Source organism: Chryseobacterium sp. WLY505, from assembly GCF_030846215.1.
Classification (GTDB): domain Bacteria; phylum Bacteroidota; class Bacteroidia; order Flavobacteriales; family Weeksellaceae; genus Chryseobacterium.
The window spans coordinates 23,550-48,737 of the sequence record NZ_JAVCWI010000002.1 but is presented as its reverse complement, the minus strand read 5'-3'; the positions used below and the strand labels follow the sequence as shown (position 1 = coordinate 48,737).

General features: G+C 35.6%; 22 protein-coding genes and 1 tRNA gene. 6 read left to right on the top strand and 17 right to left on the bottom strand.

Going from position 1 to position 25,188, the window contains the following annotated elements; translation table 11 throughout:
• Positions 1-140: 140 nt before the first annotated feature.
• Positions 141-407, top strand: a complete 267-nt coding sequence (locus RAH34_RS05630; protein ID WP_306595453.1) for a hypothetical protein — start codon at positions 141-143, stop codon at positions 405-407.
• 421 nt (positions 408-828) lie between these two features.
• Here the strand turns inward: RAH34_RS05630 and RAH34_RS05625 are convergent, their stop codons facing one another.
• The 6 genes from RAH34_RS05625 to RAH34_RS05600 form a co-directional block, all read right to left on the bottom strand.
• Positions 829-1,266, bottom strand: coding sequence for a DoxX family protein (locus tag RAH34_RS05625; RefSeq protein ID WP_114821112.1), 438 nt, complete (start codon positions 1,264-1,266; stop codon positions 829-831).
• A gap of 60 nt (positions 1,267-1,326) precedes the next feature.
• On the bottom strand, positions 1,327-2,067 hold the full coding sequence (locus RAH34_RS05620; RefSeq protein ID WP_114821111.1) for a DUF2063 domain-containing protein: 741 nt from the start codon (positions 2,065-2,067) through the stop codon (positions 1,327-1,329).
• The gene (locus RAH34_RS05615; protein ID WP_114821110.1) at positions 2,057-2,893 is read right to left on the bottom strand and encodes a DUF692 domain-containing protein; all 837 of its coding nucleotides are present in this window, start codon (positions 2,891-2,893) and stop codon (positions 2,057-2,059) included. The genes RAH34_RS05620 and RAH34_RS05615 overlap by 11 nt, the downstream gene beginning before the upstream one ends.
• Positions 2,894-2,963: 70 nt before the next feature.
• The gene (locus tag RAH34_RS05610; RefSeq protein WP_114821109.1) at positions 2,964-3,269 is read right to left on the bottom strand and encodes a hypothetical protein; all 306 of its coding nucleotides are present in this window, start codon (positions 3,267-3,269) and stop codon (positions 2,964-2,966) included.
• 487 nt (positions 3,270-3,756) lie between these two features.
• Positions 3,757-4,371: a carbonic anhydrase family protein gene (locus RAH34_RS05605; protein ID WP_228411986.1), complete on the bottom strand. Its 615-nt coding sequence runs from the start codon at positions 4,369-4,371 to the stop codon at positions 3,757-3,759.
• Between the two features lie 139 nt (positions 4,372-4,510).
• Complete coding sequence (locus tag RAH34_RS05600; RefSeq protein ID WP_114821107.1) at positions 4,511-5,146, bottom strand: peroxiredoxin; 636 nt, start codon at positions 5,144-5,146, stop codon at positions 4,511-4,513.
• A gap of 580 nt (positions 5,147-5,726) precedes the next feature.
• Here RAH34_RS05600 and RAH34_RS05595 point away from each other — a divergent pair.
• From RAH34_RS05595 to RAH34_RS05585, 3 genes are all read left to right on the top strand, one after another.
• Positions 5,727-6,944, top strand: coding sequence for a hypothetical protein (locus RAH34_RS05595; protein WP_306595452.1), 1,218 nt, complete (start codon positions 5,727-5,729; stop codon positions 6,942-6,944).
• 352 nt (positions 6,945-7,296) lie between these two features.
• Entirely contained in the window at positions 7,297-7,749 is a 453-nt protein-coding gene (locus tag RAH34_RS05590; RefSeq protein ID WP_306595451.1) for a PA2169 family four-helix-bundle protein, read from the top strand.
• Positions 7,750-7,838: 89 nt separating this feature from the next.
• On the top strand, positions 7,839-8,372 hold the full coding sequence (locus tag RAH34_RS05585; protein WP_306595450.1) for a type 1 glutamine amidotransferase domain-containing protein: 534 nt from the start codon (positions 7,839-7,841) through the stop codon (positions 8,370-8,372).
• Between the two features lie 298 nt (positions 8,373-8,670).
• On the opposite strand, the gene RAH34_RS05580 is transcribed toward RAH34_RS05585, so the two are convergent.
• The 3 genes from RAH34_RS05580 to RAH34_RS05570 all read right to left on the bottom strand — a co-directional run bounded on the left by RAH34_RS05580 (position 8,671) and on the right by RAH34_RS05570 (position 11,588).
• Complete coding sequence (locus tag RAH34_RS05580) at positions 8,671-9,990, bottom strand: aspartate kinase (RefSeq protein ID WP_306595449.1); 1,320 nt, start codon at positions 9,988-9,990, stop codon at positions 8,671-8,673.
• Positions 9,991-10,263: 273 nt separating this feature from the next.
• The gene (locus tag RAH34_RS05575) at positions 10,264-10,947 is read right to left on the bottom strand and encodes an MBL fold metallo-hydrolase (RefSeq protein WP_306595447.1); all 684 of its coding nucleotides are present in this window, start codon (positions 10,945-10,947) and stop codon (positions 10,264-10,266) included.
• 53 nt (positions 10,948-11,000) lie between these two features.
• The gene (locus tag RAH34_RS05570) at positions 11,001-11,588 is read right to left on the bottom strand and encodes a Crp/Fnr family transcriptional regulator (protein WP_306595446.1); all 588 of its coding nucleotides are present in this window, start codon (positions 11,586-11,588) and stop codon (positions 11,001-11,003) included.
• A gap of 1,059 nt (positions 11,589-12,647) precedes the next feature.
• Here RAH34_RS05570 and RAH34_RS05565 point away from each other — a divergent pair.
• Positions 12,648-13,472 carry a hypothetical protein gene (locus tag RAH34_RS05565; RefSeq protein WP_114821102.1) on the top strand — a complete coding sequence of 275 codons (825 nt, stop codon included), beginning with the start codon at positions 12,648-12,650 and terminating at the stop codon, positions 13,470-13,472.
• A 587-nt stretch (positions 13,473-14,059) separates the two neighbouring features.
• Here RAH34_RS05565 and RAH34_RS05560 read toward each other — a convergent pair.
• The 4 genes from RAH34_RS05560 to RAH34_RS05545 all read right to left on the bottom strand — a co-directional run bounded on the left by RAH34_RS05560 (position 14,060) and on the right by RAH34_RS05545 (position 17,208).
• Positions 14,060-14,290, bottom strand: a complete 231-nt coding sequence (locus RAH34_RS05560; RefSeq protein ID WP_306595445.1) for a hypothetical protein — start codon at positions 14,288-14,290, stop codon at positions 14,060-14,062.
• Between the two features lie 260 nt (positions 14,291-14,550).
• Positions 14,551-16,311 carry a hypothetical protein gene (locus RAH34_RS05555; protein WP_306595444.1) on the bottom strand — a complete coding sequence of 587 codons (1,761 nt, stop codon included), beginning with the start codon at positions 16,309-16,311 and terminating at the stop codon, positions 14,551-14,553.
• Positions 16,312-16,440: 129 nt separating this feature from the next.
• Positions 16,441-16,767, bottom strand: coding sequence for a hypothetical protein (locus RAH34_RS05550; protein ID WP_306595443.1), 327 nt, complete (start codon positions 16,765-16,767; stop codon positions 16,441-16,443).
• A 129-nt stretch (positions 16,768-16,896) separates the two neighbouring features.
• Entirely contained in the window at positions 16,897-17,208 is a 312-nt protein-coding gene (locus RAH34_RS05545) for a helix-turn-helix domain-containing protein (protein ID WP_306595442.1), read from the bottom strand.
• A gap of 460 nt (positions 17,209-17,668) precedes the next feature.
• Between RAH34_RS05545 and RAH34_RS05540 the strand changes: the two genes are divergently transcribed.
• Complete coding sequence (locus RAH34_RS05540; protein WP_306595441.1) at positions 17,669-19,420, top strand: tetratricopeptide repeat protein; 1,752 nt, start codon at positions 17,669-17,671, stop codon at positions 19,418-19,420.
• Between the two features lie 225 nt (positions 19,421-19,645).
• Here the strand turns inward: RAH34_RS05540 and RAH34_RS05535 are convergent.
• From RAH34_RS05535 to RAH34_RS05520, 4 genes are all read right to left on the bottom strand, one after another.
• Positions 19,646-19,717 (bottom strand) — tRNA-Arg (locus tag RAH34_RS05535).
• A 69-nt stretch (positions 19,718-19,786) separates the two neighbouring features.
• Positions 19,787-21,550 carry a TonB-dependent receptor gene (locus RAH34_RS05530; RefSeq protein WP_306595440.1) on the bottom strand — a complete coding sequence of 588 codons (1,764 nt, stop codon included), beginning with the start codon at positions 21,548-21,550 and terminating at the stop codon, positions 19,787-19,789.
• 35 nt (positions 21,551-21,585) lie between these two features.
• Positions 21,586-22,077, bottom strand: a complete 492-nt coding sequence (locus RAH34_RS05525) for a hypothetical protein (RefSeq protein ID WP_306595439.1) — start codon at positions 22,075-22,077, stop codon at positions 21,586-21,588.
• A gap of 3 nt (positions 22,078-22,080) precedes the next feature.
• Entirely contained in the window at positions 22,081-25,044 is a 2,964-nt protein-coding gene (locus RAH34_RS05520) for a tetratricopeptide repeat protein (RefSeq protein WP_306595438.1), read from the bottom strand.
• Positions 25,045-25,188 lie beyond the last annotated feature (144 nt).

Here is a 25,188-nt window from a genome sequence, read left to right as displayed (position 1 = left end):
AACAGATCCGTTTCTTTGATAATCAGAAAAAATTATTGACTTAACCCTTCTTCGCGGGCTCAGTCTGACAACGCTTGAAAATGTTGATTGGTATTCAGATTGTCACCTGAGCCTGTCGAAGGGGGATCTATAATAAACCTTTGTTAACCATTGATCTCTCTTACGCTTCTCCCTATATAAAAGCGGAATTAGCCAGCCTGGGAACCTGGGGCAAAGGTGCCCATACAGAAAACGAAACTTTAGAAATTGAAGCTCTGACTATAGCAACACAAAGGACAGCCTTATTCATCCTTAAGTATGTAAACTGCAGAAAGAAAGAAAGAAAGAAAGAAAGAAAGAAAGAAAGAAAGACAATAAATAATGTCATCCATGTAGTTTTATATCTACTGGCTTTTATCTTCAAATGATAACAATTTCCCTAAATTTACCATTATAAAAATCACTTATAAATATTTTTCTTCACACCAATAGTGCTTTGGGTTCAATAATCTGAAACAATTTTCAAAAAAAATCTGTAACTGAACTAACCTTACCAGCAATGGTATGTTTTTTAGATGAGAGTGAACCCAAGCCCTATTAAAACTGATTTTTATATTTCTATAAATAACCTTTTTTCAGAGAATTACGAATCATATCGCCGTAAAAGATTATAAAAAAAGCAAGTGTAAGAACACCTGCTTTTTTCATTTTATGATAATCTAACAAATAGTATGAATCTCTTCTGGTAATAGTTGCTTCGACAGGCTCAGCATGACAACGTCCAAAAATTTCAGTTGGTATACGGGTTGTCACCCTGAGCCTGCCGAAGGGGGATCTATAAGGATAGATTCAGTTTTTAATTCTGTTTAGTTTTAGAAATTGATCTAAGCTGCATTTTCCAGCTCCAAAAGATAAAAGAGTAAGGAGCATCATAATATAATACAATGGGATTTCCAGGCCATTATCTCCCGCATCAAAACCATTACCCCAATGTACAGTAACAATTGCAACAATCATCGTGATGATCAAAGGAATTGAAATCCATCTGTTAAGCAGGCCTAAGGTTAACAGAATTGCTCCCAAAAGCTCTGTTCCTGTTGCTACATAAGCATTCAATACAGGTAAAGGAATGTTTATACTTTCAAACCACTCCGCAATACTGCCGATATCTTTCAACTTCATTATTGCCGGATTAAAAAAGCCATATGCCAGCACTAAACGTAAACCTAATAAAACAAAATCTTTTATTCTATAAGATCTATTAATTATTTCGTGTATTTTTTTCATTTTAATGTAATAATGTTAAGAAAAGACCATAACAATGATCCTTTATAAAAGTAAATCAGGCTATATCCGATATCCCAAAAAAATAGTATTCTGCAGTGCAAACTGTTCAAAATCCTGATATAATTTCACGATTTTTTCCCTGTCGTTATCATATCCGGCCAATAATTCTATGAAATCCTTTCTGCTAAAGCAGCCTTCATTGGCTTTTAAAATAATTTCCACAAAAGGATATGAGAGATCGTTGAACTGTATTTGTTTTGTATAATAGTCCCGATGTACAGAAACAAAATACTGACCTCTGTCTTCTTCTGTAATTTCTTTCCCATTTTTTAGGTGAATAGGATATTCTGTAGATAAAATCTTAATTTCCGGGTTAGGGATAATGCCATTTTCCTGTGATTTTTTTTCTCTGCCGAATTCATCAATGGGCCAATCCTCCATCATAAAAACTTCAATCTCCAGCCATTCATACTGTAGAAGAGTGACAAGAAAGGAAAACTTTTTCTTAAAAGGAAAACCATGTTGCTGATAATAGTCTGAAAATTCCTGCGGAAGCTTCCATACCTGAGGAGTCTGACATTGGTGATGTTCAAAAAAATGCGTTACCATTTTTTTCCATCTTCTTTTACCTATCAGTTCCCTTGTCATAGGAAATGCTCTTTTCAATGTGTCTTTTATCACATTATACACCAGTTTTCGGTAGTGAAATGTATGCTCCTGAATACTGGTTTGAGGTTCAAGTAAGCCGGTTCTGCAATACAAAGCAAGGTCTTTTTGAAGAGAAGATGTTTTATTGACCATATTCAGTATCCCAATGAAGTTCTAAGATTTCGTTTTTTAATAATTTCAGAGTATCAATTTCATATTGTAAGTTTTCCAGCTCCGGAATATTAAAATCCCTTTCCAGAAGGATAGGAATATCTTTGCCTGTTTTCTCTATAACCCATGCCAATAGGTTATATACAGGATCAATAATATCTTCTCCATGGGTATCTATAATTAAATGATCATTGACCTGATAATGGCCTGCCATATGAATGTATTTCACCTTATCCAGGGGCATCCTCTGGATAAATTTTTCAGCATCATACTTGAAATTAAAGGCATTAACATACACATTGTTTACATCCAGCAGCAATTCGCAGCCGGTTCTCCTGACAATTTCATTGATGAAATCTGACTCTGACATTTCAGCTTTTAAAACTGTATAATAGCTTCCGTTTTCCAAAATCAGTGGTCTTTTTAAAATATCCTGGACCTGAAGAATATTTTCAGAAACGCACTCTATTGCCTCCTGGGTGAAAGGGATCGGCAGCAAATCATACAAATGGGCATTATCCACTTTAGAAAAAGTAAGATGTTCGGAATACAATACAGCCTCAGTGTCTTCCAAAAACTGCTTTACCTGTTTCACAAAACCCTTATCTATTCCTTCGGGGCTGCCTACAGAGAGAGACAATCCATGACAGTAAAGTGGATATTTTTCCAGTACCTGCTTTAATTCCTTCTTCCAGTATCCTCCGATTCCCATCCAGTTTTCGGGTGCTACTTCCACAAAATCAGGTTGTAAAACATCTGTATTTAAAAATGTTTTCGAGAATTCTTTTCTATAACCAATTCCTACCATAATCTTTTATTTGCCGATGGTCCTTAAAAAATCAACAGACCTGTTATACAAGTCTGCCGATCCCAAAAAACTATTTCGTTGATGCTGTTTTTGTTTTTTGTGTTTTTTTAGCACCATTCTTAGTTTTTTTACCTCCACATTTTCCTTCCTTAGTTTTGGTTTCTGTTTTCTTACCTCCGCATTTCCCTTCCCCACATTTTCCTTCTGAAGTTTTTTTACCTCCGCACTTGGCTTCACCGCTTTTCTCCGCTTTATTTCCACAAGCAGCGTCAGAAGAATGTGTTTCCATTGATCTTACAGTCGCAAAAGCAGCGTTGGTTCCTAACGTAAACGCTCCCAAAGTAAGAGCTCCTAATAAAATTGATGGTTTTTTCATTATTTAAATTTTAAAAATTATGTAATATCATTGCTTCTTGTCATGTAATTATAAGCTTCATCATCAATTGTATTTGTATGATGTTATATGTAAATCTTTATTTCTGATCCACTTTAAATACTTACAATTATCTTCATGTATAAGGTAGAATTCATCTGTATTTTTACCGTCGGTAATCAGCATTTTTTTATCCTGGTATGAGAACCATAAAGGCAAATTCTCATTTTGTAAAAATATACCATTCAGCTATGTTCAAAAAAAATGTTCTGTAGATATAAGTTGTTGAGTCAACATAATACGACTACATGATTGTAGTTAATAAAGAATCACTGAGTAAATATTAAATTATTGTGAGACTGAAACTCAAGAAATAAAAAATCCGGAGAAAACAGTTCTCCAGATTTGGTATTGTTAATTTTATGTCAACTAATTTCAGGGAGAATTATTATATTGAAAATATCAATTCGAAACAAATTAACAGTCTGAACTATTTTACAAACTGTAATGCTCCATCGGTAAGCCTATGAAATGTTCCGACAATTTTGATCTTTCCATTATCCTCCATTTCCTTAAGGATCGGACTTTTCTTTCGTATATCACTGAGTACCAGTCTGACATTATTTTCAGAAACAAACTTTACAAACTCATTATTTTTTGAATTTTTCATTCCCGTAAAATCCAGACTAATATTCACTGCCGGTCTTATTTTATAAAGCGTCCCTGTAATATCACCCAACTGAGTATTGTCAATGGCTGCTTTTACAGCTCTGCAATGTTCATGTCCCATCACCATGACAAGTTTGGCACCTGTTACTACACAAGCAAACTCAATACTTCCCAATAAATCTTCATCTACAAAATTTCCGGCTACTCTTTCCACAAAAATATCTCCCAAACTCTGATCAAAAATATCCTCCACAGGAACATGGTTATCCAAACAGCTTATAACCACAGCTTTAGAAAACTGGCCAGGTACAGGCTTTCCTGTTTGTTTTGTATAATCTCTCATTCTTGCCACTCCATTCTGGAATCTTTTATTTCCTTCGATTAAATCTTTCAGAATCTCTTCACCGATTAATTTATGCTGCTGGTCTCTTGTCATAACATGAAAAGAATTATCTGATTGGCTTTCTCTATTTTCTGTTTTTTTACATAAAATTGTTAATCCACAAGCTAACAGCACTAATAAAATTTTTCCTTTCCCATTCATAACATCAGATGTGTTTTTTTATTTACTTTTATTATTTATCGGGCTGAGGCGTATACCTTAGATAAGATGTAATTTCTCTAACTCCTTTGGGAAATAATTTTATTGCATCCTCTGTAGAAATACTCGGAAGAATAATTACTTCATCACCAGCCTTCCAGTTGACAGGGGTTGCTATAGTACAGGTATCCACCAATTGTAAAGAATCCAGAACGCGTAGTATTTCATCGAAATTCCGGCCTGTAGATGCAGGGTAGGTAATAATTAAACGAACTTTTCTGTTCGGATCAACTATCAACAGGGAGCGGACGGTTGCTGTGGCGGACGCATTTGGATGGATAAAGTCATAAAGCTTTGAAATGACAAGATTATGATCAGCAATGATCGGAAACTGAACAGAAGTCATTTGTGTTTCATTAATATCTTTTATCCAGTTCTGATGATCCTCTACTCCATCAACACTTAATGCAATCACTTTAGTATTTCGTTTAGTAAATTCAGATTGCAACTTTGCCGTCATTCCCAACTCCGTAGTACACACAGGAGTAAAATCCGCAGGGTGAGAAAATAAAATCCCCCATGAATTCCCAAGATATTTATAGAAATCTATTGGACCAGCCGACGAATCAGCCTGAAAATCCGGTGCAGTATCACCTAATTTAATTGACATATTTTTTTATTTTAAAATTGTTATTATTTGATTGTTGCTGTCTATAGAATTGTATTCTTTGATCAACTTCAGCTTTTTTTTACTGACCTGCTTCTGGCATCTTATGTCAGAATAACAAGTCCCGAATTCTGCCAGATTAATTCTATCAGGAATATTATTAAGCCTTTTCGCTCATTCGCTTAGTTGTAAACAGACTATAATGCTCTTGAGAGAATTCTCACCTCTTATAGTTTGAGCTGCAGTTTAAATACTATTGTTTTGTTAACGGTTTTGAAAGCATATGCAAAACTATTTAAAAACCAGTACATTGAATAATTTGATTCGTAAACATTGCACTATAATGATGTAAATATTAATTGCAGGATTCAGCAAAATATTGAGGTATTCAATAGTAATAATTTTGTACTATAAAAAATCTAAAACACACCCCTAAAAACAAAAAGTGAAAAAAATAAATTCTATTGTTAACGAAGATGCTTTTTGTTAACAAAAGTTCACTAAAATGTGAGTGTATTATTTTTTTTAACCAAAAAATAATATTATATTTGACTGAACTACAAACACATAAAATAATACTTGCATGAAAACAAAATTTACACAATTGAGTATCATTCTTATTTCAGGAATTTCTTTTGCCCAAGTAGGAATCAACACCGCCACACCTAAAACAATAATGGATGTATCAGCTAAAAGAGACAATTCAGGGCTGATTACAGACAATGCACAAACTTACGGGTTGCAGGCTCCGAGGCTTACAAGGGCTGAGCTCACCGTAAATACAGCGACCTATAATAGTGATCAGAGAGGGGCTTTAATCTACATTACTGATGTTACCGGTGGAGATAATGCAGGACAGCGTGTAAATATTAATTCCATGGGTTACTATTACTTTGACGGAACGGTATGGCAAAAACTATTGGAAGCTGGCAATACAATTGCTCCCGCCATTACTGCATTACAGTGTAACTCTGCTTACCTTAATCCTTCAACTTATACTGCGGGTACACCCTTCAATGGTAACCTAAGAGTTACCTATAGTCAGGGAAACGGAGGGAGCTATAGCGCAGGAACTCCATTTACAGTGAACGGGTTAACCTTCCAGCTTAGACCGGGAACGCTTGAATTTGGAGATGGGGAATTGGTCTTTTCTGTTTCCGGAACTCCTACCAATGATAATAATATGACTCTTCCTATCAACACTGCTGCAGTTCCTTTCTTAACAGCAGCACAAAACTGTACGGCTACAGTAGGAAACAGCAGTCGCGCTGATATTACACCTGTTGCCGTGATGGGCTACCCTTCTTTAACAACCGATGCCAACGGAAAACAAGCCTATACACTAGCGCTCCCTACCCCAGATGGTAAATATTCTATCAGGGTCATATTTGACACCACAAGTGGGACCACTGCTGCAGTTCCTAATGTTCAATTATATAACAATACAGGGGCTACGGTTAATCTGTACTGGAATTATAATACCGAATATGGCGGTTATATTGGTGGTGCTGTAACGACAACCAATATTACATCAGGAGTATGGGGAGGTATGGCAGATGCAACAACTAACTGGTTCCCTCAGGGCACAGGAGCAGTAGGAAATGCTTATTGGGGAAATATTGGGATTATAGACGGCTCCGGTGGAGGACCTGAACACAGAAGATATACCTGGATAGACAGTAACCCTACTTCAAAAACGGCGTATACCGCAACGATTATGGTAGGTGCACCTACTACAGGGAGTGCTCAGCCTAATCTCTCAAAAATATTTATAAAGCTGGAACAGGTGAAAGCACAATAATCAATTATGTTTCATCTGCAAAGATAAATGTGCTGAACATCTTTTGAGTTTTTCTGTATTGAATAATTCCACTCAAACGGCACCAATGAAACAAGAGGCTGTATTGAAAGTTTTTATACTTTGATACAGCTTCTTTCTTATTACTTAAAACGACAAATTATTCCTTAGATAAGTAATGATCACCATGCGTGTCTTATTCTTTTACTCCGAACGGTCTGATATGCCTGTGATACTCCGGTTTTCCAGATCAATCTATAATTTTAAGATTTCTTTAAGTACCACATCTCACGAAAAAGCCTGTTTAAGGCATAATGCTTGTAAAGTTTATACTACCATCTTAAAAATATACAGTATGAACAACGAACAAACAGTTTCAGTATTAAATGATCTACTGAACATTACAAATGACAGAATTCAGGGATTTTCTAAAGTAGAAGACAAGGTATGGGAACAATATCCTTTGCTAAGGAAAGACTATGACACCATGGTATCGCAGTCAAGGATAATGAAAAATCAACTTACAGAACTGATTGTGCAAAGAGGAGGTACGCCGGATCAGTCGGGATCTGCAGCGGGAGCCATACACAGAGCCTGGATTGATGTGAAAAACTCTTTTGCAGGAGATACAGCCGGCTCTACACTTGGAAATGTAGTATATGGTGAGAACGCTGCTATTGATGCGTATCAGGATGCCCTTGATAGTGGTGACTTATGTCCTGAAAGTTCCCGTGTGGTTCTTGATCAGCTTCATCAGCTAAAAGCTTCCCATGATAAATTTCAGAATCTTGAGGATCTGAAGAGCTGATAAATATCTGCTTCCTGAAACTTCAAAGGATCACCAGCTGGTATGTTAAAAATTTTATCAGCTGTTTTTTAACATCAAAAAAAAGAATTATGTCAAAGAAAATTGCAATACTGGCTACTCACGGCTTTGAAGAAAGTGAGTTAAGCTCCCCTAAACAATATCTTGAAGAGCAAGGTTGGACCACACACATTATAAGCCCGGAAAGTGGCAGCATTAAGGCCTGGGCAGAAAAAGACTGGGGAAAAGAGTACCCTGTAGATAGAAATTTAGATCAGGCCAATGCTTCAGATTATGATGCATTGGTATTACCGGGTGGAGTTATCAATCCTGATCAGTTGCGAACCAATGAGCAGGCAATTTCTTTTGTGAAAGATTTCTTTACCGGGCATAAGCCTGTAGGAGCTATCTGCCACGGACCTCAGGTTCTTATCAATGCAGGAGTTGTTCAGGGAAGGAACCTAACCTCCGTTCACTCTATCAGTCAGGATTTAAAAAATGCGGGGGCTCACTGGGAAGACCGTGAAGTTGTTGTAGATTCCGGGCTTGTAACAAGCAGAACGCCTGAGGACCTCCCCGCTTTCAATGCGAAACTGGTAGAAGAAATCAACGAAGGAAAGCATTGATATAGCATATAGTATATTAAGCAAAACATAACGGGAAAGGATGCCATAGTGCATCCTTTTTCATTTGTTTCTTTATGTATGCATAAAAAAGCCTCCCGTGTCAATAGGGAGGCAAAAGTTCAAAATGAATTATTAGTAAAGTGATGTGGTGTTAAATAAGTCTTCTCTTAAAAACCTGCTTTAACACTAACAATGCCTATGCCATATACATCACCGTTTAAAGAAATCTAAATTTTTGTGGTACATTTTAGTATCACTCATCAGAATAACCCTTTATTTTTTTCTGGCCAGCTTATTTCTAAAATAATCTGTTATGCAAAGACCTTAAAGCTTCTACTTTAAAAACAGACGGAACCAATAATGAAATATTATTCTCACTTCCACCATAGGAAATCATTCGGATGGGAATATGCTTTACTGCTTCTGAGACAATGGTCGCATAGCCGTGATTATTTTTTCTGAAGTCTCCCACAATGCATACAATAGACTGTTCACCGTCTATTTCAACTGCCGAGAAGGTATTTAATTCTCTTACAATCTCAGAAAGGTTATCCGTTTGGTCGATGGTAAGCGAAACAGCTACTTCAGAAGTAGTAATCATGTCTATAGGAGTTTTGTACCTTTCAAAAACTTCAAAAACCCTTCTCAAAAATCCATACGCCATCAGCATACGGGAAGATTGAATACGAATTGCCGTAATGCCATCCTTGGCAGCAATGGCTACAATCTGGTTCTGATTGGTGATTTCTCCTGAAATCAATGTTCCCGCAGCAGAGGGATTCATTGTATCCAATAATCTTACAGGAACATTATATTTTCTTGCAGGAAAAACACTTTGAGGGTGCAGAATTTTTGCTCCGAAATAAGATAATTCTGCTGCTTCATCAAAACTCAGTCGGGCTATAGATTTTGTATTCTGGACGTATCTGGGGTCATTATTATGAAATCCATCAATATCAGTCCAGATCTGGATCTCTTCTGTCTGCAATGCTGCTCCTAATAATGAGGCGGTGTAATCTGAACCTCCCCTTTGCAGATTATCGATTTCGCCCTGGGCATTTCTGCATATATACCCCTGAGTAATAAATAAGGTTTCTTCCTGGAATTTTGCAATTTCAAGACCTGCCTGCTTTCTTATTTCGTCAATGTTGGGTTCCTTATCCTCATCAATGACCATAAAATCCAATGCTGATAATAATACAGAAGATACTTCTTTTTCCTTTAAATATAAATGAAACAGCGTTGTTGAAATAATCTCACCTTGTGCAAGTATGATACGTTCGGCACTGGAATTGAAATTTTTATGTTTAAACTGATAAAAAAGATCAAAAATTTTGTCAATAAAAGCTAATGCTTCCAGAAGCCCTTTCTCTGTTTTAAACAATTCATTTACAAATTTTATATATTTCTGATGGAGTACATCAATATGCTTATAAGCGGCTTCAACATCTTTACTTTCATATAACTCTGATAATTTCACCAAATCATTTGTGGTACCGGAAACAGCTGATAAAACAACCAGGTGTTTATCCGATTCCTGAGATCTGATAATTGGTAATAACTGTTCAATTCGTTCCGGACTTCCTACCGAAGTTCCACCAAATTTCAATACTTTCATAATAAATTAAATTGTTAAATTTTTATCAAAAAAAAAAAGAGCCTGTCGTGATGACAAGCTCCTCGTTTATTTAATTTCTAACCCACAGGAAAATGACTCACGACGTTGGACGTAAGTACTGTTTCTTTCCCTTTTTTAAGTTAGACAATATCATTTTCTTTTTTTGCTGTGCAAATATACAGCTTTTTGACAATCTTTATTAGAAAGTATCATTAAATTTAAAAAAAATTGGATAAAAGCAATAAAAAGCCTTACATCACAATCGTTTTATGCTTAACGAGCGTTACTGCATTGAGCCGCAAACTGCTCAAATTTCCTGTCTGTGTTGAACATCACCGGTCCGTGACCAAAGCAAATAATAGCAGGGTTTAGTTCTGCTAACTTCTGTAGCGATTCAATATTACGATTCCGATCGGAAGTAAACAGGCTGGGCGGAAGCCGCAGACCCGTTGCTGTAGTGAGAAGGTTCATATTGGTAGCCGCATCTCCGATGATCAGTACACCATCCTGCTCACGAAATAAAGAGATATGACCAGCTGAATGTCCGGGAGTTTCTATTACTCTAAAGTTTCCGATTCTATCATTTTCAGTAATGGTCCGTTCAACTTGATGTCCCTGCCCTGCCCAGTATTTTTGCTGTAACTTTGCTACCCAATGCTGCGGAGCTGGATAATCGTAGGTTACCAAACCTGTTTCGGTTCTAAAAACTTCCCCGGGATGGCAAAGTAAGGGTAATGCAAATTCAGCACATATCTGGTCACTACAACCCTGATGGTCTGCATGCGCATGGGTGAGTACATGTTGATAAACGGGAATTTTCTGAATGACCTTCTTTACAGCGCTGTATGAATTCCGTATACCGGAATCTACCAGCACCCCTTCAATAATATAGCAGTTGATACTGTTTCTCGGCATCAGTGAAATCTGAAATACTTCCGGAGCAATTTTACGTAGCATATTTTTTTGTGTAAAGCTACATTACTCATCAGGACAATATAAGGACATTTGTCCTATACTATATTGTGGCTGTGTATTTGTCTTTTCGCCCTTGTAAGCGATCGCTGGGTGATGCCCAGGTAGGATGCCAGGTCCTGTGTTGCAACTCTCCGAACAAGCATGGGCTCGTTAGAAAGAACATGTTGATATTTATCCACAGCAGATCTGTTATTATAATTCAGCAGATAACGTTCCTTTTGGCTATACTCTTTTTCCATCAGCGATTTTATAACGTTATTCCAGGCGGGTATCCGGGTAAGCAGATCCTGGAAATCCTGGAAATTTATCCGATAGAGTATGCTGTTTTCTATCGTCCTGATGCTCCTTATGGAATTTTCCTGTTTTACAAATTCCTGAAATGAGGTAATAAATTCATTTTCAAATTTGAAACAGGTTACATTTTCATTGCCTTCCTTGTCAAGAACATATGCTTTTACAGCACCTGTGGCAATAAATCCGATATAACGGCAGGATTCGTTCTCACGAATAAAAAAATCATTTTTTTTTAAATCAGTTGGTTTGAAAAACTGCACAGAAAAGTGGATTTCCTCCGCTGATAGTTCTCCTGTTGAGGATAGGTAATTTTCAAACAAATCGCTCATTGCTCTATTTTGTACTTTTATTTTCTTCTTAACTTTATATGGACGATATTCCAAATCCAATATTCAAAACTAATAATTATTATTTACTCAAAAAAGACTAATGCACTTTTCGCTTTATTTTCAGTTTATCCAGAGACCTGTAGATTGTTTGTAAATGATAAACTTTCCAGCTACAGACAGCTTATAGCAGCACTGTAATTTCTTCCTATAGCTATTGAGAAAACTATTGTTATCCCATAGCAGATCATTTCTCAGAGTGCAGATTCCGATCACGCATCCATAGAGTTTAAACCTGAAAAACAAAATGTTACGCAAATCCGTATACATAATGTATACCATACTTCTACCAGCTATTTACCAGATGTATACTGTGTTTTCTTTCATGATTTTGATAATCTGCGGATCTTTGTCCAAGAATTAATAAATATAAAATACAAGGTTATTTCATTATAAATTCAAAGACACTTATTTGATATTTATTATACAATACTTTTTAAAATTAAGTCTATATGAACAAAAAGAACAAAATAATAAAACAAATCCCCTTTCTATTGGAAAATTATCCGAGAGGCAATTATTAAATATGCTATCCACGCCGCATCTGTCGACTTTGGATATCGAACAATACTCGTTGGAAATAAAATAAAGCAATTAAATATAGGGATAGATGATTCCACAATTTCAATCCGGTACAGGACTGAGTAAGTGAAAGCACCCTTTAACAATATAACCGTAAGTTCCCTCATTCAAAATGGCTGTGATAAGGATCTATTTTGTATTACAGCCGCAAAATCTCATAGGTTATGCAGCACTTTGAGATTTTAAAGCGGTAATAATCAGGAAAAAGGCATGTATTTCTATTGTTAATACTTGATCAGGATAACGTTCCTTTTTCCTCTTTTTTAATTAATCTGTTAAAACAACAAAAAAATGATTTTTTTATCTCTCAGTTCACATTCACAACTCCATATGTATTAACATTAAATTCTAATTCCCCGAGAAAGGAAAATGAAAACAATTCCTTTCTCTTTTTTACAAGTAAAATTTAAACAATAAATAATGAAAAAAATAGTAACTATTCTAGCATTTTCAGCCATAATAAATAGTTATGGACAAGTAGGAATCAATACTGCAGAACCTAAACAGGAACTGGATATAAATGGTGATCTATTAGTAAGAAATACCTTAAGATTTCCTGATTCCGGAAATCCGGATATGGGTAATGGAGGGGCCAATGGTCAGTTTTTGGTTTCAACAGGTGACACCACAGCTCCAAGATGGACAACTGTAAACATTCCAGTTGTACCCCCTGGATCATACTATCTGGCTAATGCAGAATCGATATCTGATTTAGGAATCAATGGAGACGGTAATCAAGGAGTAACTCTATCCGGGAGTTCTGACAGTGGTACTATACCATATAATGAAGGAATGGACATCAGTGCTACGAATGCCGGCGAACAGGTATGGTATCCCTTAGACGGGCTTAAAACTAACATGACAATTCCCGGAACAGCCAATGATAACAAAGTATCAATAACATTACAAACCATCATACAATTTGTTGGAAATCTGCCCACAGCCAATTCTTATACGAGTTTTGCGATAGGAGTTTTCATAGATAATAAACTGCATGCTGTAAGACTTGGATTTTTTGGTTATGATGTGATTGACGGGTTCCAGACAGAAACGGTTGCCACAACAATAAATAACTTATCTGCAGGACAACATACTATCAGAGTAGCTGTAGCCAGACGCTACAATTATTTAGGTGGGAATCTGGATTTATATGTCGGAAAGAAACCTGCTACAGCAACAAACACAAGTGATTTTACGAACAGAAGTTCTATCACCATTCAATCTTATGTAAAAAATACTGATTAATCAGGTAGGCAATAGTGAAAATTATATTTTATGGTTTTAGGTCTAGCGTTATAGAAATCTAAGTCGCTAGAAATGCGAAGTTCAAAAGAGCTTCGCATTTTTTAATTGATTTTTAGCACTTTGACTGGCAAGGCGCTGGTATTGTTCTCACAATTTTAAGCAAGCCATATTTTCCCATAAATCTACAGCTGCCTGAAGAAGAAACAGATAGTCACCCTGGAGATAATCTGCTAGCAGAAATTTAAAATATCAACGTATTTCTCAAGTAAAAGTATAGTATTGATTCTACATATCCATCAAACATTAGCATCTGTTCAATAGCTTAAACCTTATAAACAGAGAAAACTGAAGACCAGAAATATTTTTAATAGTTGATATCAATTTCAGCAAAATTTGAATTGTCAGCTAAAAATTGGCTTTCAACCTTTTTCATCAGGTTCTGATTTTTGGAGAAATATAACACCCCGGTTATTCACTTTATTTCTACATCGTCCGGCTCTACAGATTTGCAAGGTGCTTCATAACTTCTAAGACATTTTCTCTTTTGCCTTTATGTGTGGATCGATCTATAACAAACCCATTTTTCCTTAAAATACTGTATATTTTTCAAAGAAGGGTGTACATTTTTTTCTTATAACAATTACTGTAACAGAATCATTTAATAATATCAGAGAAATTACCATCTTTACATACCATCTATGGATAATAACAGTAATGCTGTCGTCATTTTCAATGATGCATCCAGCATTTTCTTTCAGCTTTGTAACGGTATTGGCTCTTGTTTCCCCTTTCAGCGAATAATAAAATAAGTCTTTCAATAGATTTAGATATTTTTAGTTGAACATAGATTGCAGCATCTTTATTTCCAATAGCTTTAGGGCTTATTCAGATTGGTATTACCGAGAGACACAGAACTATTCATTGAACTTCATATGTTCTCTGCTCCATGATTAGGGTATAAGACAGGAATGTGACTGGTAATCAAAGCCTCATAGACTATATTTATCTATGAGGCTATACTGAGAAATTATTGCGATGCTTACCCTTAAAATTATATTATCATGAAGGCTTATGCTGATTATTTTTTCAACCTGTTTTCTTCTGCTTTTTTTACAGCCCAGGCCATCATATTAGCAAAAACAGTGGAGTTATAAATGGTTACCCCATCGTCATAACCTGTACGCGGTCTGACAGTAAAATCAGGATTAATAGCAAATACATAAGCAGTTGTAGATGAACCTGCATGGGCAGTAGGCCCGGTATTAGGCACATCCGCTCCGGTACTCAGATTAGAAAGCCATCCGCCGTCACCAACGAAAATTACATTATAACTTGCTGTTCGGAAAAATGTCGCTGCATTTCCGCCACTTGCATTTGATGTGGAGTAAATAATAGCATCATTAACAGGAAGATTCGAAATTCTTATCGTAGTACTTCCTACATCTGCTCCCCAATATAATCCTCGTACATCACCAAAAACTCCATTTGTAATTTCATCATCAATGCCCTGAATAGTGTAATAATAAGCAGAACCGGTATTGGCCGTTGTTGATCCCGAAGCATCAATATTGGACATTCCATACAACTTTCGAAAGAAACGCTCAACGCTTGTATTTTCAGATATCATCATAATAACACCACCTTTTTTAGCATAATTTGCCAAGGCAGTGGCCAAATCATCTGTAATATCCAAATGATATCCTATTAGTACAATATCAGGATTATTATTAAGTCCGGTTATTGCGGCTGAAGCACTATATGCAGTAGAAAAATTATATCCTTCCACTTTTATTTTACTGTTTTCTGCAGCTCCGAAATTAACAGGAGCAGATAAAAAAGCGCGGGAAGCTGATGTTTCTCCTACATAGCCCAGTGAAAAAGAGGAACTCCCTATCTGGAGAAAAGTTTTTGTGGGAACAACAACTATAACATTTACACTGCAGGTTGTTTCTACAGTTCCCTGACTATCCGATGTAATTGTCATTGCTTTAACAGTTGTAGAAGTTGGTGTTCCTGTTCCGTAAAGTGTTACATTCTGCTGCCCAATAGATGTGAATGAACCCATTCCAGTGAAAGAAATACCGTCTACTGTATTGGTAGTAATAGTATAACTCCCCATCACGGAAACATTTACCGGTAAAGTAATTGTGTTACTTGCTGTTAAGGCATTACCAACTTTATAAACCCCATTAACAGTTGCACTACCACAGCTCATTGTATAAGTGGCCGCTGCAGACATAACATTTACCTGCACAGGAGGAGTACAATTTACATCAATTCCGTTTGCATTAATATTCAGAGTGTCTACCTGAACAGCTACAGGCTTCCCCTGTCCAGGAACCTGTATTGTATACTCACCAGTATTGAGAAATGTTCCTGAAGTGAAAAAACTATATCCATTGGTTGTTGTAGCCATGATGGTATATTCTCCCGGTTTTGTAACCACCACGGGGATAGTGAGAAAATTGGAATTCGTAAGTTCTCTGCCTTCTACATATGAGCCTCTTACAGTTACTACAGAGCAGTCAAAGGTGAAAGCAGATTTTCCAAGGGCGCCACAAAGGCTTTTCCATTCCATATCTGCATAATTCCAATAATTATAGCAGTCTTCGCTGGTATTATAAATAAGTAAACTGTTTTGGGTAATTCCCATATTGGGAGTGAGTTGCGTATCACGTTCTGTTTCAGTATAACGCTGAATAATAATACCATTGTATCTGTCAGGATTTGCATTAGCCGGATCTTTTCTTTCGGAGACATGCAAACCGGAATAACTGGCTGGTTTATCAGTATTGATACCGACCTGTGCAAAGGAAAATAGATTTAATAATGTGGTCAAGATTATTAAAATGTTTTTTTTTGTTACCATCTTGTTTTTAGAATTTTTAGCTTTTAAAAAGAAGAAAGATCTTTCTTGTAGCTCTTTCTCTGGATTATATAATTAATGTGTGTACTACCAGAATTTACATTAGTTGCTATTATTCGGGAAATTTCCACTTCTATATTTTTGAAACCATTTGTATAAGGTTGTTTTCGGGATTCTGTATTTAGCAATTACCTCAGCTCTGGTTACCTCTCCATTTTCGATCTTACCAAGGATAAATTCAATGATTTCCAGTGTATAAATATTCTTTCTGAACTTCGGCAATAGTGTTTTTCCCGATTTGTTATTATTTTCTTTGGAGGGCGGTGAATACAGAATCAAATGTTGGGTATAAATTCTAAAAAAATCATATTCCAGTAATTTGCACCACTTCAGCAGCACATCTGTAGACATCGCTTCCTGTTGATACATTTTATCAATTTCAGAAACTGAACACCCAAAAAAATTAGTTATTCTTAATGAACTTATTTCACACTCCTTACAACGCATTTTGATATAGGATCCAATATGTATATGGTTATAATTGATCATCTGATTTTGTTATTTTATTAAAAATCTTTTCTTCCAGGCAGTTACTGTGTTTCTACTGACATTAAAATGGGCAGCAAGCTGCAGATTATTCATCTTATTTTTTTTCTGAAATTCAAGCATTTTTAAAATACTTGCTTTATCATACGACTTATGTTTCTGGTTATTAACATTATGCTTTCTCCAAAGGATACTATTAAGTTTAATAACGTCTAATGCAGACAAAACACTTTTACTAAGAATATTTTGACATTGTTTCATTTTATTGGGAAACTGTTCAAGAATAATATCATGATAAATTTGCCTGTAGTTGGGTCTATCCATTTTAGAATAATTTTAAATGTAATCTGAAATAATTTTAGTGTATTTACCACCATCCTGAAAAAAAATTGATAAGTGAGATACCAGTATCTGTATACTGTTTATTGATCTTTTAAAATAAAATCCATTGTTTAGAATATTATTTCACATTTAGTCGTTTTTTATAGATATAAATTCTTAATTTTAATAGATTAATAGTAAAAACATTATCTAAATGAAAAAAGTATGATCTGTTCCTAACTTCTATGCAAAGTTCCGCAGACGATTTTGAAGAGGAAAGAAACCAAAGTATACTTAGAGTGCACAGAGCGAAAAAACTGGTATACATTCCGTATACAATTTAATATAACTCAATAACCATCAATACGTTAGTGAAAAACCGTGAATTAAATCATTTAGTAAAAAAGTATAATTTCTTATATTTTTGTAGTAAAAATGAGTTCATTTTGTAAATATGTAAGTAATGCAACGTTTTTATTTTCTATTGTTGATTTTCATACTAGGTTGTACCAATAAATGTTATGCTCAAAGTGATACAGATTGGGAACAACAGGAAACGTATGCCTATTTATTCGGGAGAGATTTTGACAAAGCCAAAGATAATATAGAAAGTAAGTTTTTGAATTCAACTGATCATTCTAAGAAAATCATAGGGATGGTATATCTTGTAGATTATTATACCAAATTAAAAAAGTACCCGGAAGCCAAACAAACCTTGGAAAAAGCATCCCGGTTACTTTCAGAGGATAAGGAAGAAATATCAACAGCATACCTTGATTACGGCTACGCAAGTTATTATGCAGGTCTTAATGATAAATACCTCTTCAGAAAATATGTAAACAGCAGCATCAATATCTTCGAAAAGCAGAACAACAACAATTTTATTCTTGCCGTTTTAGCGTATTTGAAAGTAACTTTTTATGTTCAGCATCATATAAAAAATGACGTTCGAAAATATTATTTAGAGTTAACCAGATATGCACAACGCTCCAAAAATCCAATAGCAATAAGTTCATCCTATACAAACCTGAGCAGTTATTATATAAAACAATTGGCAAAGACAAACAATGAGGATTATAGAAAAATGGCCGCAAATGCGCTGCAGGTTTCTTATCAATATGCAGAAAAGATAAAATTTCAAGCGGCACGCGAAAGATGCCTGGTAAAATACTATTTACAATATGGAGAACTTTACAAAAATCAGCAGGCAGAAAGTCAGAAGGCTTATGCTAAAGCACTGCAAATAGCAGCCAACGAGCCTAAGCTTTCTTACTTTACCCCTCTTATATACAACAATATAGGCACTTATTATTATACATCAGGAGAATACAAAACTGCAGAAAAATATCTGTTAAAAGCCTATAATTTATCTAAAGATAATGATGATACCAACGCTTTGAATCTTGTAATGATCATCGATAATCTTGCCAATCTGTATGGAAGTATGAAAGATTATGATAAAGTGATAAAGTATACCAAAGAAGGTCGTGATATTACAAATAAATACTATGAATCATTGTTTAATAATTATAATTCTACCTATGAAGTAATTTACCAGTCTGAAAAAAAAGAAGGTTTTCAGCTGCGACAGTTAAAGAATAAAAGCATTATCCTTTTCATTATTATTACTGTATCCCTCATAGGTATGGCTCTCTTACTGTACTATTATCGTAACAGATTAAAATTGAAACTTCGCAAAATGAATATAATCAGAAGGGAGAAAGTAGAAATAGAGCAATCATTTATCAGGGAAAAAGAGGAGAAGAATAAGGTAAGAGAAGAATTACAATTAACAAAAACAAGAAAGGAAAAATTATACCGGCAAATACTTGCGACTTCTTTACAGCTGGAGCAAAAGAATAATTTTCTACATAATCTGTCGACAAAAGTAAGCAATCAGGAAGATATCAATATAGAAAGAGAATTAAAAGAAGACAAAATTATTTCAGATGATGTTAAAAATATTAAGGTTTTATTTGAGGAAATTCATCCCGGTTTTTACAAAAAATTAATAGAAATTTCAGGCAGGAAGCTCACAGATTTAGATCTGAAGTACGCCGGATATATCTATTTGCATATGAATAACAGAGATATATCTCAGCTACTTAAAACTGATCCTAACACGGTGAAAATACAAAAATACAGATTAAAACAAAAGATAGGTTTGCCTAAGGATCAGGACCTGAATTTGTTCCTGCAAAACTTAAGTTTTTAATATTCCACTCCTATGGCAGAATTCACATCTGAGGATAGATTCAGAAACTTTTAAAAAGTCTTCCGGTCAATTGATGAACATTGGAAATGTTTATAATATACAATTCAACTAATCAATGGAAACAAACCGGACACTATATGCAATTCTCTATATCTTGAGTTTGAATGAAAAATAGTTTACAAAAAAAAACGGACAAAAAACTAAAAAATGTTTTGTCCGTCTGAGTGACCGCAGAAGGATTCGAACCCTCACTGTCGGAGCCGAAATCCGAAGTTCTATCCATTAAACTATGCAGCCGTATTCATAAGTAATGAATGATAAGTAATGAGTAATACCTGATTACTTATCATCATTGCCTTTTATGTTTTAGAAAGTAATTTTCACACCTCCCAGAATCTGTGCACCCAGGACTTTATATCCTTTGTATGTCTGGTACTTTGAGCTCAGAAGATTATTTCCGAGTGCGAAAATACTGAAATTTTTGTGAATTTTATACTCTGCGGAAAGATTTAAATCAGCATAACCGCCAACTTTATCATTCGTATTCTCCGTAGACTGGAAGATTACATTCGGAACCCCTACACCTTCAATAGCGTAAGAGTTTGTTGTTCTGTCACTTGCAAAGATCCCTTTGAATCCTAACAATAACTTCTTGTCAAGCATCGTATATTTTGCTCCGATGCTCGCATTGAATAAAGGAACGTTATAAATATTATCGTAATTCTTAAGATCATACTTGGTAAACCTTAATTCTCCATCTATAATAAGATTGGCCAATGGGAAATACTGTATACTCCCTTTAATGTCGCTTACATTTCCATCATCATAAACGGCAGAGAAGGTATTGGCAAAATTATAGGCAGAACGGTTTACAGACGTGTTATCGAAAAGACCATTAGCCTTAAAGAACATAATGTCTCTCATCTTTCCATAACCTGCAGAGAAGTCGTATTTCAGCGTTTCATCAATATCTCCTCTCAATCCTACATAAAAATGATATTTCGTCTCTGTTGGCTTTAAAAACTGGTCAGAAAGGATGAATGGATTGGTCTGTAACATATCACCGTAAGTGTTCAGTTTCAAACCTCCGTCTACCCCTCCGTAGAATTTAAATTCATTGGCTGCTGCAAACTGGAACTCTGCCTGCGGGAACCAGTAAGTTTTATTATTTTTTTGCTGTTCCAGCTGGTCATTGGAATTTTTAGCATTCAGGAAAGAGAATGAAGATCCTAACGTCAAATAAGAATCTCCTTTTCTGAATGTAACTTTCGGAGACAGGCTGGTATTGAAGAAATTGGAAGAGTTTTTATCTCTGATGGCAAAATCGGTCTTCACCGCATCAATACCTACTCCCAGATCAGCGTTCAGGTTGATTCCTGATTTTCCTAATTCAACAGCATGTTTGGAGAAATTGGCAAGGATGGAAACCTGGTTTTCCGAAGCATCAAAATGATCTTTTAGGAATGATGATTTTACCCTTACATCATTTAAGATTTCATTGGAATAAAAATCATAGTAACCGTTTACCTTAAACTGATTTACTTTTTGTTTCAGATCAAGCTCTCCCGTAGGCTGCATGGCATAGATTCCATAATAATTATAGCTGTCTAAACCATACTCAGCATTAAGGTTGAACTTCCCTTTTTCTCCGTAAGAATTTAAGAAAGCTCCGATATTAGCTGAAGTCTGCCCGGATTTCCAGTCGTAATCTTTTTTAAGACCATTCGTAGACAAAACATGAACATCTGCTCCTACTTCAAGCTTGTTTTGAAGGGTTTTTGAAATGTTTCCGTCTACCAGAACCTTTCCGTAATTACCCATTCCAAACTGGAAATAGTTATTCTGTGCCGTTCCGTCAAATTTCGGAGCCACATCTTCGCCCTGAATGGTTGACGTTTTGAAGTCAGAAACAGCCGGAACATCCGTGATGGTATACTTCACAGGAGTCTGCGATTTCTCCTCCGGCGGATAGTTTTTGATGGTTTCCACAGAAGTTTTCTTCTTCTCGATCTTCTTCACTTCCGGCTCTCTCTTTTTATTAAGAACCAGTTTTTCCTCCTTGATCTGGGAAAACGCCACCGACGAGAACCCTAAAAATAATATGGATAATAATTGAATTTTCTTGTTCATATTTTCTTTATTTGAAAAAAATATATAACGGGCTTTTATTTATTGGAAGCCATATAACTGCCTAATAAAGCTTTCCCCGACTGTTTTGAAAAAGTTCTTCCCAGTCTGAATATATTAAACAGCCAAAGGCTTTGATAAACTTGTAATTTGTATTGATAATTTTTTGTTTCACTGTTCTCTGCTACATCATAGCTGTAAGAAATATCATACGGAAATCCTGAAGGCAATAATCCCACGGTAAGCATACTTCCAATCATTGGGTTTCCGCAGGGAGGAGTACGGGTCGTCATCGGATGCAGTATTATCTTTGCTGCATTGGTACTGTCTTCTACAATTTCATAAATATTGGAGTGTTTTAAAATTTTAAATTCTTTCTCAAGATCCTTATTCACCACAAAAACTTTTTGCTTTTTGAAATCCGCTTTTGCATGGTTATATTCCTTTGGATATGCACTGTACGAAGGAATGCAGCTCCAGAGAGAAGCAGAAATTAAAAAAGAATATATGGCCATCTTAAACACCTTCATTTCCTACTTCTTAATCTGCTTTTTAACTTCTTTGGCTTCCGCTACGATCTCAGGGAAATCTTTGTAGTTCGCAATGATCTGATCACAGGTATAACTTGCCTGATAGTTGTCTTTCAGACCGATATAGTTTTTCGCCATCAATACCAGGGCTTTTGCACCCCAGAATTCTTCCGAAGCATAGTTGTTGGCAAGTTTAAAGATCGTTTCATTGGAAGACTTGAAAGCTTTTCCTTTGTTCTGATAATACGCTTTAGCATATAAAGCTTCTGCAGCAACCGAAGTATTGGATGATTTTTCAAGAGAAACATAAGCCGCCTGTGCTTCTTTATCTTTTCCTGAGTTCATCAGACTTCTTGCTTTGATCACTTTCGCTGTTTCAATAACGGCTGCCGAGTTTTTAGAATTGGCAATGACCGCATTGGCTAATTTTTCCGCCTCAGAGAAATTGTTTTCTTCTGCATACAGCTTCATCAGTTCCACATTCGCATAGTTTTTAATGCTGATGTTGGAAGAGTTTTTAATGCCCTCAAGGTACTTTTTAGCTTCCGCAGTATTCCCCTGTGCAAGGAAGATCTGAGCTAAACGAGTTTGTGCATCATCCTGGTAATCGTTCTGAATTCCAGCCACTTCCTGAAGCACAAGTAAAGCTTTGGTTGAATTATTAGTCTGGTAATAACTTTCTCCTAATTCGTACTTAGCCTGGTACAATCCTTCACCTGTCGGATTCTGTGTCAGATACTTTTCGTAGTAAGAAATGGCATTCTTATAATCTTTCTTCGCGAATAACTGCTTACCTGTAGATAAGTTGATCTCATCAATTTCAGCAGCATCTACATTCACTCCGATATTTCTTGCAAAAGTTTCATATCCTGAAACATCTCCGTTTTTCGTAAAGATTGGTTTTGCAGCCTGAACTACTTTCTGAGCATAAGCTGTATTTTTATACTGCTCACCCAGAGATTTCAGTTCAGAAAGTGCTTTATCATTCTGATTCTGGTCGATGTAATTCTGCGCCCTATAGATAGAAGCATTCGCAATTAAATCCTTATCAGAAGATCCTTTAATTACTTTTCCGAAATAATCGTTGGAGTTCGCAAAATCATCCTGAGCTGCGTAAGCCGTTCCTATTTCGTATTGAGCATCATCATAATATTCGGAATCCGGATATTTTGATAAAAGGTTTTTAAGATTGTTAATCTTCGCCTGTGTATCTCCCTTGAATCCTAAAGCCATTGCTTTTTGGTACAAAGTATAGTCCGTGGCATCCTCATTTTTATCGTAGATGGCAATCGCTTCATTCAGATCATTATTGGCATAATGAATATCTGCTAGACGAAGTTCTGCATCATTTTTAAATTCCGGTTTCGGATTGGCAAGATATTGTTTGAAATAAGTAGCCGCCTGATCAAATTTCTTGGATTTAAAATAAGCATATCCTAAATCATAAGGCAGCTGCTGTTTTTCAGGGAAGTTTTCAGTAAGAAGCTTTTCGTAACGTACAATGGCAGAAGGATAATTTCCTTTCTGGTAATATACCTGTGCCAGCCAGTACAAAGCTCTGCTGTTGAATTCTTTATTGATATTAAAACCAAGACTTCTTAAGAAATATTTCTCCGCTTCATCATAATTTCCTTTGTTGAATTCTTCAGTCCCTAGTAAATAAGAAACTTCCTGATCTACTTTGTTGATCTCAGGGGTTGAACTCTGCAATCTGTCAATCGCATTCAGCGTTTCTTTATAGTTTCCAGAATAAAGATAGGATTTCACCAATAGAGACCTCATCTCAGTAGCATTGGCTCCGTTCTGATTTTCGTTGATATAACTTTGGATGACCGCCGAAGGACTTTCAAACGGGTTACCGATATCGTAACTTAATTTAGCGTACTGCTCATGAGCCAGCTTTTTCACTTTTGCATCATAATCCATCTGATAAGAAGAACGGAATGCAGAAAGAGCCTCCTGTTTTTTATCTACGGCCAGATAAGCATTTCCTAACTGGTAGTAAGCATTTTGTGCCAAAGCAGAATTGCTGTTCAGAAGCTGGTTGTAATAAGAAACCGCTTCATCATATTTTTTAAGCTGTGCGGCTACAAATCCCATCTCATACAAATCGTTTTCAGATGGATTCTGCTGTACACTCAGATAATCTTTTAGATGCGGGTAGGCAGAAGTATAATCATTCTTCATGAAATAACTCTCCCCGATGATCTTATGAACTTCTGCTTTATAAGAATCTGAAATATTTTCATTTAGCAAAGCATTTCCTTCGGTAATAGCCTGATCATAGTTCTTATCGTTATAATACATCTGTACATAATAAGGACGTACCAGTTTGGAGAATTTATCCTGATCTTTTATCGAATCAAAATACTGGAAAGCTTTATCATTCTGTCTGTTGCTGTAATATAAATGCCCCAGCATATACGCGATATCTCCTTTTTGAGACTGATCTGCAGTTTTATAAGCTTCTTCCAGGGCATCAGTAGCTCCTTTAGAATCACCCGTCATAAACTTTGCGTACCCCAGTTTCAGAATATACTGGGTATTTTCCTCTTTCGAAAGCTGATACTGGTTTACTTTTTTCAAAGTCTCCAGTGCTTTGTCGAAATCCTTTTTTGCCAAATAGTAATCTGCCAGCGGAAGATTAGCCTGCGCAAAATAAGCAGAATTAGGATATTCTTTGATGAAAGCCGTTAACCCTTCTTCAGCATGATTTTTCTGAAGAATCACACCGATTACATTATCAAAAAACTGCGCAGCTTCTTTTTTCGAACGGGACAAATTCTGATTATAGAAGTATTGTCTTGCATATTCGTATTGGGAAGCGTTGTATATTTTGGTCTGATAAAGATTTTCGGCTAGATTGAACCTGTAATTTTCTTTCTGGGTAAAATATTGAGACTGTTGAGCATCGGTGATTCCGAAATAAATTACAGCAGCCGCTAAAAGTATTTTTTTTGATTTCATTCTTCTTGATATAAGAAAATTAGTCTAAATAAGTTAACGAAAATATTAAAAACTTATTGTTTAAGCAAGTTTTAACAGATTTAATGGTCGAAAATAACAATTTAATAACAATGAAAATTTTCTCACTGTACAATGATAAAATTT